The 12,340-nt window shown below is 54.2% G+C and carries 14 protein-coding genes and 1 pseudogene; 8 read left to right on the top strand and 7 right to left on the bottom strand.

The genetic code is table 11. The features are described 5' to 3' along the window. Positions 1 to 20: 20 nt before the first annotated feature. Positions 21 to 1,394, bottom strand: coding sequence for an MFS transporter (locus G7090_RS13655; RefSeq protein ID WP_166182774.1), 1,374 nt, complete (start codon positions 1,392 to 1,394; stop codon positions 21 to 23). Between the two features lie 178 nt (positions 1,395 to 1,572). On the opposite strand from G7090_RS13655, the gene kdgR reads away from it, so the two are divergent. Further along, positions 1,573 to 2,364: a DNA-binding transcriptional regulator KdgR gene (gene kdgR, locus G7090_RS13650; protein ID WP_106993296.1), complete on the top strand. Its 792-nt coding sequence runs from the start codon at positions 1,573 to 1,575 to the stop codon at positions 2,362 to 2,364. A 53-nt stretch (positions 2,365 to 2,417) separates the two neighbouring features. Here the strand turns inward: kdgR and G7090_RS13645 are convergent, their stop codons facing one another. Next, positions 2,418 to 2,657, bottom strand: coding sequence for a YobH family protein (locus tag G7090_RS13645; protein WP_166182773.1), 240 nt, complete (start codon positions 2,655 to 2,657; stop codon positions 2,418 to 2,420). A 158-nt stretch (positions 2,658 to 2,815) separates the two neighbouring features. Here G7090_RS13645 and mgrB point away from each other — a divergent pair, with 158 nt between their 5' ends. From mgrB to rlmA, 7 genes and pseudogenes are all read left to right on the top strand, one after another. Continuing rightward, the gene (mgrB, locus tag G7090_RS13640; RefSeq protein WP_103180034.1) at positions 2,816 to 2,959 is read left to right on the top strand and encodes a PhoP/PhoQ regulator MgrB; all 144 of its coding nucleotides are present in this window, start codon (positions 2,816 to 2,818) and stop codon (positions 2,957 to 2,959) included. Between the two features lie 73 nt (positions 2,960 to 3,032). After that, positions 3,033 to 3,323 carry a YebO family protein gene (locus G7090_RS13635; RefSeq protein WP_106993294.1) on the top strand — a complete coding sequence of 97 codons (291 nt, stop codon included), beginning with the start codon at positions 3,033 to 3,035 and terminating at the stop codon, positions 3,321 to 3,323. 19 nt (positions 3,324 to 3,342) lie between these two features. Continuing rightward, positions 3,343 to 4,332, top strand: coding sequence for an MBL fold metallo-hydrolase (locus tag G7090_RS13630; protein ID WP_166182772.1), 990 nt, complete (start codon positions 3,343 to 3,345; stop codon positions 4,330 to 4,332). 526 nt (positions 4,333 to 4,858) lie between these two features. Then, a pseudogene (locus G7090_RS13625) lies at positions 4,859 to 5,003 on the top strand (DUF2627 domain-containing protein). Between the two features lie 12 nt (positions 5,004 to 5,015). Next, positions 5,016 to 5,225, top strand: coding sequence for a transcription antiterminator/RNA stability regulator CspE (gene cspE, locus G7090_RS13620; protein WP_001062678.1), 210 nt, complete (start codon positions 5,016 to 5,018; stop codon positions 5,223 to 5,225). A 217-nt stretch (positions 5,226 to 5,442) separates the two neighbouring features. Then, entirely contained in the window at positions 5,443 to 7,161 is a 1,719-nt protein-coding gene (gene ftsI / locus G7090_RS13615; protein ID WP_166182771.1) for a peptidoglycan glycosyltransferase FtsI, read from the top strand. 63 nt (positions 7,162 to 7,224) lie between these two features. Then, positions 7,225 to 8,040 (top strand): 23S rRNA (guanine(745)-N(1))-methyltransferase, encoded by an 816-nt coding sequence (gene rlmA, locus G7090_RS13610; RefSeq protein ID WP_166182770.1) that lies wholly within the window; start codon positions 7,225 to 7,227, stop codon positions 8,038 to 8,040. Here the strand turns inward: rlmA and mntP are convergent. From mntP to manX, 5 genes are all read right to left on the bottom strand, one after another. Next, complete coding sequence (mntP, locus tag G7090_RS13605) at positions 8,037 to 8,600, bottom strand: manganese efflux pump MntP (protein WP_106993561.1); 564 nt, start codon at positions 8,598 to 8,600, stop codon at positions 8,037 to 8,039. The two genes, rlmA and mntP, sit on opposite strands and share 4 nt — an antisense overlap. 388 nt (positions 8,601 to 8,988) lie before the next feature. Beyond that, positions 8,989 to 9,447, bottom strand: a complete 459-nt coding sequence (locus tag G7090_RS13600) for a DUF986 family protein (RefSeq protein WP_166182769.1) — start codon at positions 9,445 to 9,447, stop codon at positions 8,989 to 8,991. 56 nt (positions 9,448 to 9,503) lie between these two features. Then, entirely contained in the window at positions 9,504 to 10,355 is an 852-nt protein-coding gene (locus G7090_RS13595; protein WP_039030789.1) for a PTS mannose transporter subunit IID, read from the bottom strand. Positions 10,356 to 10,367: 12 nt separating this feature from the next. Beyond that, positions 10,368 to 11,165: a PTS mannose/fructose/sorbose transporter subunit IIC gene (locus G7090_RS13590; protein WP_106993287.1), complete on the bottom strand. Its 798-nt coding sequence runs from the start codon at positions 11,163 to 11,165 to the stop codon at positions 10,368 to 10,370. 46 nt (positions 11,166 to 11,211) lie between these two features. Next, the gene (gene manX / locus G7090_RS13585; protein ID WP_166182768.1) at positions 11,212 to 12,186 is read right to left on the bottom strand and encodes a PTS mannose transporter subunit IIAB; all 975 of its coding nucleotides are present in this window, start codon (positions 12,184 to 12,186) and stop codon (positions 11,212 to 11,214) included. Between the last annotated feature and the right edge of the window lie 154 nt (positions 12,187 to 12,340).

Raw genomic sequence — 12,340 nt, 5'->3', positions numbered from 1 at the left:
GTCTTCGGACGCGCTTTTTTTTATGCCTGCGAACGTGGCTGCGTCACCCGCAATCCGCTGATGATAGCCGCGACGGTAGCCAGCGTGCCGGCGGTCAGCAGCGCAAGGTGCGTGCCGCTTTGCCCGGCCAGGTTAAACATCAAGGCTACCAGCGCCGCACCGGTACTTTGACCCAGCAGGCGCGCAGTGCCCAGCATTCCGCTGGCCCCGCCGCTGCGATGACGGGGGGCGGCGGTAATAATGGTGTGGTTGTTCGGCGACTGGAACAGACCAAAACCCGCCCCGCACAGCATCATCCGCCAGATAATATCCAGATCCTGGGGTGCCGCGGGCAGCAGGGCGAGGGCAAAAAGCCCGGTTGCCATTATCACCATCCCCAGCGCGCCCAGTAATCCCGCATGCACCCGCTCTATCAGATAGCCTGCCAACGGGGCCATCACCATGGTGGCCAGCGGCCAGGGGGTTAACAGCAGGCCGGTTTCCACTTCCGAGCGGCCAATCACGCTCTGCAGAAAGAAGGGCAGAGAGACCATGGCCAGCATCTGCGCGCAGAAGGAGCATATTGATGTGCCGATGGAGAGGGAGAAGAGCGGGATCCGCAGCAGATCCACCGGCAACAACGGCACCGGCAGGGCCAGCTGACGGCGCACAAAGAAGAAACCCACCACCAGCAGCGCCACCACCTCGCCAGCGATCAACCTCAGGGATTGCCCCTGTGCGAAACCGCTCAGGGCGGTGATCAGCAGGCCAAAGGTAAGGGCGTTCATTATCGCGCTCGGCAGGTCGAATTTAGGCATGCTGCTTTTTGGGCCGTTGGCGGGTAAATAGCGCAGGGCGAACAGCAGGGCCACGATCCCCAGCGGGACGTTGATTAAGAACAGCCACTGCCAGGAGGCCACCGAGAGGATCGCCGCGGCAATGGTCGGGCCCGCCGCCGAGGAGACGGCGACAATAAAGGAGTTGATCCCCATTCCCCGGCCCAGATGTCGCTGCGGGTAGATAAGCCGAATCAGCGCGGTATTAACGCTCATCAGCGCCGCGCCGCCAAATCCCTGAGCGATGCGTGCCAGAGTCAGGGTGTGCAAGGTGTCCGAAAGGGCGCAGAACAGGGAGGTCAGGGTAAAGACCGCCAGTCCGCACTGATAAACCCGGCGGTAGCCAAACATGTCTCCCAGAAACGAGAACGACAGCAGGGAGATGACAATCGCTATCTGGTAGGCGTTAACGATCCAGATTGAACTGGCAGGGGAGGCATTCAGGTCGCTGGCGATAGTCGGCAGGGCGACGTTGGCAATGGCACCATCCAGTACGGCCATTGAAATACCGATGATAATGGTCGCAATGGCACCATAGCGCTGCGGTAACGGCAGGCCATCTGTGAGGGTTTTTATCATGAGAATGAATGAGCAATAGGGGTTATTATTAACAGGGTAACGATATTATCACTGTTATTTCGGTTATATGTCGCAGATTTGTAACCAGGTTCGCCAGGATTGATTGCAGCAATGCGGCGGCGAATTTATAATAAAAACCGGTTCTGAATTTTATAAAACACTTGCGTTGAGGTGATTAATGGCAATCGCGGATTTGGATAAACAGCCAGATTCTGTTTCTTCTGTGTTAAAGGTGTTCGGCATCTTGCAGGCGCTTGGCGAAGAGCGCGAAATTGGTATTACTGAGCTGTCCCAGCGTGTGATGATGTCAAAAAGCACCGTTTACCGCTTTTTGCAGACCATGAAATCACTGGGTTATGTTGCACAGGAAGGCGAGTCTGAAAAATACTCCCTGACCCTGAAGCTTTTTGAACTGGGCGCACGCGCGCTGCAGAACGTCGATCTGATCCGTAGCGCTGATATTCAGATGCGCGAACTCTCTCGTCTGACGAAAGAGACGGTGCACCTCGGTGCGCTGGATGAAGACAGCATTGTCTACATTCATAAGATCGACTCCATGTATAACCTGCGCATGTATTCACGCATTGGTCGCCGCAACCCGCTGTACAGTACCGCTATCGGTAAAGTCCTGCTGGCCTGGCGCGACCGTGAAGAAGTGAAGCAGATCCTCGAGAACGTCGAGTATAAACGCAGCACTGAACGCACCATTACCACCACCGACGAGCTGTTAGCGGTGCTGGATAAAGTGCGTGAGCAGGGTTATGGCGAAGATAACCAGGAGCAGGAAGAAGGCTTGCGCTGCATCGGCGTACCGGTATTCGACCGCTTCGGTGTGGTGATCGCTGGCCTGAGTATCTCCTTCCCGACGCTGCGTTTCTCTGAAGAGCATCTGCACGAATATGTGGAAATGCTGCACACGGCGGCGCGGAAGATTTCTGAGCAGATGGGTTACAACGACTATCCGTTCTGAGTTATTCCTGCATAAAAAACGCTGCCATCTGGCAGCGTTTTTTATGCTTTGCGTTAGCCGTTATCAATCACGATTTCGCTCTTTCGCAGCAGCGGGCAGCGGGAGAGACCGATGATGCCGCTATCAGAGTGAATATACTGCGCGGTGCTGAACCCGCGCGCGGTGAGGTATTGGCATTGAATCCCCAGCCCGGCAGCATTCTCTTTACTGCCCGTCAGCACGCCGTAGCCTGCGAGCAGTAAACCTGTCCAGATCAATGCTATAACAATCAGTGTGCGAATAAAAAAGCGCATTATTGCCTCATTTTTTTAATGACTGCCGCCCAGCCTAATCCATACATTCACGTTAACAAGTCTATGATTCCGAAAGGCTCGTCTTCACGTTACAGTTAGGCATGGTTTAAGTTGTGCATGATAACCTGGCATCAGGCAGTTATGGGACGGAGAGTGGAGTGAAAAAAATACGCTGGGTGATTCTGGTGCTGGTATTGGTGGCCTGTGTGTTGCTCTGGACGCAGACCATCAACGTGATGTGTGACCAGGATGTACAGTTCTTTAGCGGTATTTGTTCTATCAATAAGTTTATCCCCTGGTAACAGGCATTTTTATCGCAAATGATTTCCTTCCTTAACGCGAGTGGTAATATGAGCGTTTTTATTGGGGGGTGAAATGGGTGAGTTAGTGAATTCCGGGATGCTTAATGTGGTATCTCTGGCGATCTCGGTGGTATTGCTGGTAGTGGGGCTGGTGGTCTGGTTTTTCGTCAACCGTGCAAGCTCCCGTACCAATGAGCAAATTGAACTGCTGGAAACATTAGTCGATTTGCAGAAACGACAGAACGCGCTGCTGCGCCGCCTGTGCGAAGCCAATGAACCGGAAGAGAAAGAAGCACCAAAAGCGGCAGAAGAGACGGCTAACAGCCAGGACGATGACTTTATTCGTCTGGTAGCTGAACGCTAACCAGTCAGGGGAGGTGAGTATGGCCTGGAGCAATCCCTGGTATAACGCCTCCCTCGCGCATCATACCCCGCAGGGTTTTCGCAATACTGATGGATCTGAGCACCAGCCCGGCGATGTCGAACGCTGGCAGAAAGAACGCAAAGCCGCCGGCCTGCCGAAACCGCCCGAACAGGGTTACGACCAGTTTATCCGTCAGTGGTGGCAACCTGTCACCCTGAATACCCATGAAGAAGACGGCGTCTGGTGGTTGGGTCATGCCAGCCTGCTGCTGCGCCTGAACGGGAAGTACATTCTCACCGATCCGGTTTTTTCCCGTCGCGCCTCCCCGGTCTCCTTTGCCGGACCTGTCAGAAAAACGCCGTCGGTGATGAGCGTCAAGGCACTCCCGCCGCTCGATGCGTTGGTCATCTCCCATAATCATTTTGATCACCTGGACTCGGCCACGATCCGCCAGCTTCTGCGACGTTTTCCGCAGCTCACCTTTTTTGTGCCATTGGGCCTGGGGGAGTGGTGCCGTCGACGCGGGGCCCGGCAGGTCGTCGAGCTGGACTGGTGGCAAAGCTACGTCTTTGAGGGGATGGTGTTCACCGCCGTCCCGGCACAGCACTGGAGTATGCGCACCCTGTGGGATCGCAACCGCTCGCTATGGTGTGGCTGGGTCTTTGAGGGGCAAAACCAGCGTTTCTGGTTCAGCGGCGATACCGGCTATACCCCGGAGCTGCTGACCATACCGCAACGGCTGGGAAAACTGGATACCATTGCGATACCCATTGGCGCATATGCACCACGCTGGTTCATGGCGGTTCATCATATGGATCCGCAGTCGGCGGTGGCGCTCTGGCAAAAGCTGGGCATGCCGAAGGCGATCCCGATCCACTGGGGCGTATTTGAGCTGACAGACGAATCGCTGGATGAACCGGTCAGAGAGCTCTCTCAGGCCCTGAGGGATTTATTGCTGCCGGGCGATAACTTTCAGCCGTTACGAATTGGTCAATATTTATCCATATAAACTATTATGTGTTCGGTTAGTACATATTCCGTATTAAACCGACGCGGATCATATTTTATTTTAATCGAAACGTTTTGATTGCCTTTTTTTGAAGCAGGTTCATAAAAATATCATTATTTTGGTGCATAGCGACAATCAACGTTGCGGTGTATATAAGTTAAACAAGCGAAGCGCTCGATGCTGTTTTTTTCACGTAAACAAATGCCTGCCGTTACGTTTAAATGAGCATAACTTCGTACCAAATGTTCTAACGTAAATAACCGCATCACGAAATCGGCCTCGCTTGCTGGACGATATGAAGTTAATGGTCTAAGGTAAAAAAGTCTTTGATAACAGCGTCTACCCTGACGGTTACTGATCGAGCAACATACGGGCTATGTATACACGTAAGTGCATTACTGTGCAGATTGTGGCAAATCAGTCCCTGAATTTGTGCGGCTGATCGAGACACGTTTAAAAATGGCTTGCCATTATTTAAGTTGTGTGTGATAACACGGTTTGGGTCAAACGAGGTACAGTTCTGTTTATGTGTGGCATTTTCAGTAAAGAAGTCCTGAGTAAACACGTTGTCGTTGAATACCGCTTCTCTGCCGAACCTTATATTAGTGCCTCATGCAGTAATGTCTCAGTTTTATCTCAGTGAATGCCCGCGGGCGAAGAAAACATTTTAAGGAATTTTGCAAATGGCAAAGATTAAAGGTCAAGTTAAGTGGTTCAACGAGTCTAAAGGTTTTGGTTTCATTACTCCTGCTGACGGCAGCAAAGATGTGTTCGTACACTTCTCTGCAATCCAGGGTAACGGCTTCAAAACTCTGGCTGAAGGCCAGAACGTTGAGTTCGAAATTCAGGACGGCCAGAAAGGTCCGGCTGCTGTTAACGTAACCGCTATCTGATCGAACACCTGCCTAATCTGAAGCGTTTCGACGTTTCAGTTGCAGAGATAAAGCCTCGCCTGTGCGGGGCTTTTTAATGCAATTTTTTCAAAGTGTTACCACCTGCGTCTCTGTTTGCAGTTTGTTGCAAAGCTGCGAGAGTATTAGCATTGTTTTCCCCATCAGGGTGCAAATTTGCCGTTAAATCAGGGCGTTGTTATTCAGCCCTGGAGCTCTGGTGAAAAAGAAACCCGTCAATCCCGCAGCAAACTTCACCCCAATACGTTTTGCCCTTCTCTGTCTGGCCATCTTTGGCAGCCTGGTCTTCCTGCTGGGGCGCGTCGCCTGGTTGCAGATTGTTAAACCGGACCCGCTGGTCAAGCAGGAGGATATGCGCTCGCTGCGGGAAGTCGCTATTAATGCCCCGAGAGGGATGATTGTCGACAGGGAAGGCCGGCCGCTGGCGGTGAGCGTGCCGGTGCAGGCGGTATGGGCCGATCCGAAAACGGTACTGGCGAAAGGCGGAGTCGGGTATGACGATCGCTTGCAGGGGTTGGCCAGTGCGCTGCATTTGTCGCTCAGCAACCTTGCCGCGCGGATCAACAGCAATCCCCAGGGACGTTTTATCTATCTGGCTCGCCAGGTGGATCCCGCTCAGGCCCAGTGGATCGAAAAACTGCATCTGCCGGGTATCAGCCTGCGCGATGAGTCCCGACGGTTTTACCCGGCCGGACACGTGGTGGCAAACCTGATCGGCTTTACCAACATCGACGGGCAGGGAATCGAAGGGATCGAGAAAAGTTTCAACACGCAGCTCACCGGCAAGCCCGGCCTGCGCCGCGTCCGCGAAGATCGCTTCGGTCATGTGATCGAGAATATTACTGAAGTCCCGCCAGTTCCGGCCCATAACATTCAGCTGAGCATTGACGAGCGGTTACAGACTATCACCGAAGATGCGCTGGATAATGCCGTGGCGTGGAACAAGGCGGAGTCGGGCGCGGCAGTGCTGATCAACGTCCAGACCGGGGAGATCCTCGCTATGGCCAGCTTCCCGGACTTCAATCCCAATAACCGTGACGGCGCGACGCTGAATGATTTTCGTAATCGCGCCATCAGCGACACCTTCGAGCCGGGCTCCACTGTCAAGCCGCTGGTGCTGATGACCGCGCTACAGCAAGGGCTGGTGCAGCCAGACAGCGTTATCGACACTCATCCCTACACCCTGGCCGGACACCGCATCCGCGATGTTGGTTATTACCCGGAGCTGACGCTGACCGGCATCCTGCAAAAATCGAGCGATACCGGCGTGTCCCGGCTCTCGCTGGCGATGCCGATCCAGCGGCTGCTGGATACCTATCACGGGTTCGGCTTTGGTCGCTCTACCGGCCTCGGTTTAACCGGGGAGAGCAGCGGCCTGCTGCCTGAGCGTAAATTCTGGAGTCAGCTCGATCGCGCTACCTTTGCCTTTGGCTATGGCCTGATGGTCACTCCGCTCCAGCTGGCTCACGTCTACGCCACCATTGGCAGCAATGGCCTGGAACGTCCGCTCTCCATCACCCGTATCGATCCGCCGGTTATCGGCACTCAGGTGATGCCCGCATCCATTGTGCAGGAGGTGGAGCACATGATGGAGAGCGTGGCGCTGCCCGGCGGCGGTGGGGTTAAAGCGGCGGTGCGTGATTACCGGGTGGCAGTGAAAACCGGTACCGCGAAGAAAATCGATGAGGGTGGCAACTATGTTGATAAATACGTGGCCTATACCGCCGGCGTGGCCCCGGCCAGCCGTCCGGTGTTTGCCCTCGCGGTGGTGATCAACGATCCGCAAAACGGGGCCTATTATGGCGGGGCAGTCTCGGCACCGGTGTTCAGCCAGATTATGGGTGACGTGCTGCGCATCGAAAACATCAAACCTGACGGCTTACCGGCCGATTCCAGCCATCTCATCGTAATGCGTTAAGGCCGTTTTATAGCGGGGCGATTAGCGGTACACTTTCGCCCTTTATGATTGCCCGGAGTTCCCATGACATTCTGCTGTCCTCTTTGCCACGCGCCGCTGGCGCAAACGGATAAAAGTTACGCCTGCCCGCAGGGGCATCGGTACGATATGGCGAAAGAGGGCTATGTCAATCTGCTCCCGGTGCAGCACAAGCGTTCCCGCGATCCGGGCGACAGCGCAGAGATGATGCAAGCGCGCAGAGCCTTTCTCGACGCCGGTCATTATCAGCCCCTGCGCGATGCAGTCGCCGGTAAGCTGGCGACCTTACTGCCCGATAGCGCAACGTCGATTCTTGATATCGGCTGTGGGGAAGGGTATTACACCGCCGCTTTTGCCGATACTGCAGCGACAAAGGGTGCCGGAACCTTTGGTCTGGACGTCTCTAAATCCGCCATCCGTGCCGCAGCTAAACGCTATTCGCAGGTCACCTTTTGCGTGGCGTCCAGCCACCGACTGCCGTTTGAGGAGAGCAGCATGGATGCGGTAATCCGCATTTACGCCCCCTGCAAAGGGGAAGAGCTGGCCCGGGTGGTGAAAGAGGGCGGCTGGGTGATTACCGTCACGCCGGGTCCGCGTCACCTGATGGAGCTAAAAGGGCTGATTTACAGCGACGTTCTGCTGCATGCCCCGCACTCAGAACAGCTGGCTGGTTTTGCGCTCCGGGAGGAGCAGTCGCTGGCGTATAACATGTCGTTGAGCGGAACAGAGGCGGTGGCGCTGTTACAGATGACGCCGTTTGCGTGGCGGGCAAAACCGGAGGTGTGGGAGACGCTGGCAAAACAGGAACTATTTAGCTGCCAGACCGATTTTAGCATCCACTGCTGGCAGCGCGTCGGTTAACCGGCGAAGTGGCTCCACATGATTTGAGCCCCGATACCCATTAACACCACACCGCCGAGGATCTCGGCGCGTTTGCCTAACAGCGGGCCGATAAAGCGGCCGATCATCATCCCCAGGGTGGACATGATTAAGGTCGCGCAGCCAATTGCCAGCGCGGTAGCAATGATGTTCACCTGCAGAAACGCCAGCCCCACGCCAACCGCCATTGCATCAAGACTGGTGGCGATTGCCGTCGTCACCAGCAGCCAGAAGCCGTGGCGGTGAACGGGCTGGTCTTCATCGACATCATTACGAATGCCTTCGATAACCATACGCCCGCCGAGGAAGGTCAGCAGGATAAAGGCGATCCAGTGGTTCCACTCCAGCACGAACTGGCTGGCGAGCATCCCCAGACCCCAGCCGATCAGCGGCGTCAGGGTTTCAATCGCACCGAAGATAAGGCCGGTACGCAGGGCTTCAGAGAATTTGGGTTTGTGGAGCGTGGCACCTTTCCCCATGGAAGCAGCAAATGCATCCATAGACATACCAAAGGCCAGAAGAAGGGTTGCAGAGAGGTTCATCAGCGCGTCCAGACCGGGAATATCCATATGACACATCACTGCCCCCAGTAAACAGCAGTTGATGCATCTATGGTCTCGCCTGATCCTCTGCCTGACGCAGAAACAATCCGTACGTGCCACGTTTTGCAACGAGTATGTTGACACGTACATTTCCGGCATGCCGGAAATCGGCTACTCCCCAACGACGGGCGCAACCTTAACATATTTTGAGAAGTTAAAACAACAACCGGAAAGTATTATTCGCATGCTTGATGATAACGATTTTCATTTAGATTTTGATGTGAAAATAACGTTAATAATATGACGTGTATTACATCACCGAATATAGCTTTGGCTATATGACTGGATAAATTTATCGTCAAAATATAGCCAGTGCTATTATTTTATCTCATTGAGTTTTAACGAGTAATTTGTATATCTTCTCCAGGTCGTCAATATTCTTGACCCGGACGAGCAGGCGCCGCTGCTCTAATTGCATCACCAGCACGCCGTCTTCCGATAAATTCATCTCTTTAATACGGTTATATTCTATCCAGACATTGGCGAAAAAGAATCCAGTGGATTTGAAGATTATTTTCGGCACCCGCATCCAGAACAGATAAAACGCCATTAATGCCAGAGCGCATAATAACCATGTGGTTAATAAAGCCCCCTGGCTCATCACGTTGTTATAAATCAGGATCATCAGCAGGCCGGCAAAGATGACGGCATCAACGCGTCCGCGACGCAGCAGGGGGATGGTCAGCAGGGTCGCGCCGTGGCGGCGGGGCATGATCAATTCGTCGTAGATGGCATACGCCAGAAGGGCAACAATAAAGACAACCAGTACGATGTCCGTGACCGTCATTCATCCTCCGGATAAAAAAACGGGGGCGTACATGCCCCCGGTGTATTCAGTAAAACTTACAGACCCAGCAGACCGATAGCGTAACCTACGATACCGATAACGAAGAAGCCGACGATGATCCACAGCGCATTGACTTTCTTACGCAGCAGCCACATACAGGCGAAGGTTAACAGCAGCGGAACCAGGCCCGGCATCAGCTGGTCAAGGATGGTCTGCACGGTGGTGACGCGAGTCTGACCATCCTGGCCGGTGATGGTTGACACCACCAGCGGGATGTTGACGTGCGTCCACTTGTTCACCAGCGCCCCCATGACAAACAGGCCGAGGATTGACGCCCCCTCAGTCAGTTTCTGCAGGAAGCCGCCGCCCATATCCTGAACGATATCCACGCCTTTACGGTAGCCGTAGGCCACGCCGTAGTAACGGGTCGCCAGACGCACCACGTTGAAGAGGATAAAGAACAGCAGGGGACCGAGCAGGCTACCGCTCATGGCAATACCGGCACCCAACGCCGCGAAGACCGGACGCACGGTACCCCAGAAGATGGGGTCGCCCACGCCAGCCAGCGGCCCCATCAGACCCACTTTGATACCGTTGATGGCACCATCGTCGATCTCGGCACCGTTTGCGCGCTGCTCTTCCATCGCCAGGGTTACGCCCAGTACCGGGGCTGCAACGTAAGGATGGGTGTTGAAGAATTCCAGGTGACGCTTAATCGCCTGACGACGCGCTTCGTTATTTTCCGGGTACAGACGTTTAATCGCCGGCACCATCGAGAAGCAGAAGCCCAGCGCCTGCATACGTTCGAAGTTCCATGAACCCTGGAACAGGTTAGAACGGATGAACACGCCACGAATATCCCCTGGAGTCAGTTTTTTCTGAGGGGTAGTTTTAGTCATATCAACCATGTCGCTCACCTGCTAGTCCAGTTCGTTATCGAGATCGTTATTACCAGCAACCTGCGCACCACCGGCTACGCGGTTATATTTCGGGCTTAGCTGGATATAGAGGATAGCCATGACCGCACCAATCACACCCAGTGCCACCAGGTTGAAGTTGGTAAATGCCGCGGTAACAAAGCCGAGGTAGAAGAACGGCATCAGGTAGCCTGCGCGCATCATGTTGATGACCATCGCATAACCCACCACTACGATCATGCCGCCGGCAATGTTCAGACCGCCGGTCACCACCTCAGGAATGGCGTTCAGCATGCTCTGGACTTCGCTGGTACCCACAGAAATCGCCACGATAACCGCCGGGATAGCGATACGCATCGCCTGCAGGAACAGGGACGAGACGTGGATCCAGGAGAGTGCCGTCAGGTTGCCATTCTCCGCCGCCTTATCAGCCGCATGCTGGAACGCAACGGTGATGGTACGCACGATGATGGTCAGAACCTGGCCTGCAGCCGCCAGCGGGATAGCCAGCGCGATACCGGCGCCGATATTTTGATGGCCGGCGATAACCAGAACGGTAGAGATGATGGAGGCGAGAGCCGCATCCGGTGCTACTGCCGCACCGATGTTCATCCAGCCAAGGGCGATCATTTCCAGGGTACCACCGATGATGATACCGGTTTTCATATCCCCGAGAACGGCGCCGATTAAGGTACAGGCAACCAGCGGACGGTGAAACTGAAATTCATCAAGTACGGATTCCATACCCGCTATACACGCGACGATGAACACCAGCACAATCTGAAGAGTGGTAATCTCCATTGTACTTCTCCTATGACATAAGCTTTATGTGAAAATCAGCGCAGGGTTATTTCCCGACTTTGCCGATCAAATCCATCATTTTCAGTTTCTGATCGGTGGAAACTTTACGGGCCTCAAGTTCAATACCGCGGGCATTGAGTTTCTTAAAGGCTTCGATATCTTTCTCATCGACTGAAATCGCGTTGTTCACCTGGGTTTTACCCTGACGGAACGCCATACCCCCAATGTTGACAGACGTAATGTTTACGCCGCCTTCGACAACGCGTTCAACGTCGGTCGGATTGGTAAACAGCAGCATGATGCGCTCGCCCGCATATTTCGGGTTGTTATAGACGCGGATCATTTTGGCGACGTCCACCACGTGGGCGGTCACGCCCGGCGGCGCCACCTGGGTGAGGAGGGTTTTACGCACCGTATCAGCGGCCACTTCATCGCTGACCACGATGATGCGCTGGACGTTGGTCTCTTTGGTCCAGCGTGTCGCAACCTGACCATGAATCAGTCGGTCGTCGATACGCGCAAGGCCTATCTGCATGTAATCGTTCGGGCCCATGGGCTTCAGCGGGGCGGCGGCTTTAGGGGCAGCTGCGGCGGCAACCGGTGCAGCTTTTGCAACCTCAACCGGTTTCGCTTTCAGCGCTTTCACGCCTTCGCGACCGGTTTCGACCGCCAGCGCCACCAGCTCGTCAAAGCTCGGGTTGTCGTCGCGTGCCATCAGGGTCTCAACCAGCATCGGAATATTGACCCCGGCGACCACTTCATACTGGTCTTTATCGACAACAATGCGGCTGGCGGCGTTAAACGGGCTACCACCCCATGTGTCAACAAGGAACAATACGCCGCTGCTGGTATCCAGTCTGGAGAGTTGAGCCGTGTATTTCTCTATCAGTGTCTCGGCGTTTTCACCGGGAACGAAATCGATCCAGCCGACGTTTTCCTGTTCGCCTAAAAGCATTTCTGCGGTTTTAAGTAACTGCTCTGCAGCCCAACCATGTGTGCCTATAACAATAGCAATAGTCACTTGCTACCTCCTTTTATTATCGTTAATGCCCATCATGAGTCAGGACATTAGAGATCATCTTCGAAAGAACGAATCGATTCAGATAAGGGTTAGAGTTCAATTTACTAAGACTTACGCGATTTATTTTAGACAGTGAAAAAATAATTTATGTGAT

The organism is Leclercia sp. 29361, from assembly GCF_011290365.1.
Taxonomy (GTDB): domain Bacteria; phylum Pseudomonadota; class Gammaproteobacteria; order Enterobacterales; family Enterobacteriaceae; genus Enterobacter; species Enterobacter tamurae.
This window is presented reverse-complemented; position numbering and strand designations above follow the sequence as displayed.

What these genes read in the sequence shown, in the direction of transcription:
- G7090_RS13635 (WP_106993294.1), top strand. Translation starts at nt 3,033, where the DNA reads ATGGGTGAGTTAGTGAATTCCGGGATGCTTAATGTGGTATCTCTGGCG.
- mntP (WP_106993561.1), bottom strand. Translation starts at nt 8,600, where the DNA reads ATGAACCTCTCTGCAACCCTTCTTCTGGCCTTTGGTATGTCTATGGAT.
- cspE (WP_001062678.1), top strand. Translation starts at nt 5,016, where the DNA reads ATGGCAAAGATTAAAGGTCAAGTTAAGTGGTTCAACGAGTCTAAAGGT.
- G7090_RS13595 (WP_039030789.1), bottom strand. Translation starts at nt 10,355, where the DNA reads ATGGTTGATATGACTAAAACTACCCCTCAGAAAAAACTGACTCCAGGG.
- G7090_RS13645 (WP_166182773.1), bottom strand. Translation starts at nt 2,657, where the DNA reads ATGCGCTTTTTTATTCGCACACTGATTGTTATAGCATTGATCTGGACA.
- G7090_RS13655 (WP_166182774.1), bottom strand. Translation starts at nt 1,394, where the DNA reads ATGATAAAAACCCTCACAGATGGCCTGCCGTTACCGCAGCGCTATGGT.
- rlmA (WP_166182770.1), top strand. Translation starts at nt 7,225, where the DNA reads ATGACATTCTGCTGTCCTCTTTGCCACGCGCCGCTGGCGCAAACGGAT.
- G7090_RS13630 (WP_166182772.1), top strand. Translation starts at nt 3,343, where the DNA reads ATGGCCTGGAGCAATCCCTGGTATAACGCCTCCCTCGCGCATCATACC.
- kdgR (WP_106993296.1), top strand. Translation starts at nt 1,573, where the DNA reads ATGGCAATCGCGGATTTGGATAAACAGCCAGATTCTGTTTCTTCTGTG.
- G7090_RS13600 (WP_166182769.1), bottom strand. Translation starts at nt 9,447, where the DNA reads ATGACGGTCACGGACATCGTACTGGTTGTCTTTATTGTTGCCCTTCTG.
- G7090_RS13590 (WP_106993287.1), bottom strand. Translation starts at nt 11,165, where the DNA reads ATGGAGATTACCACTCTTCAGATTGTGCTGGTGTTCATCGTCGCGTGT.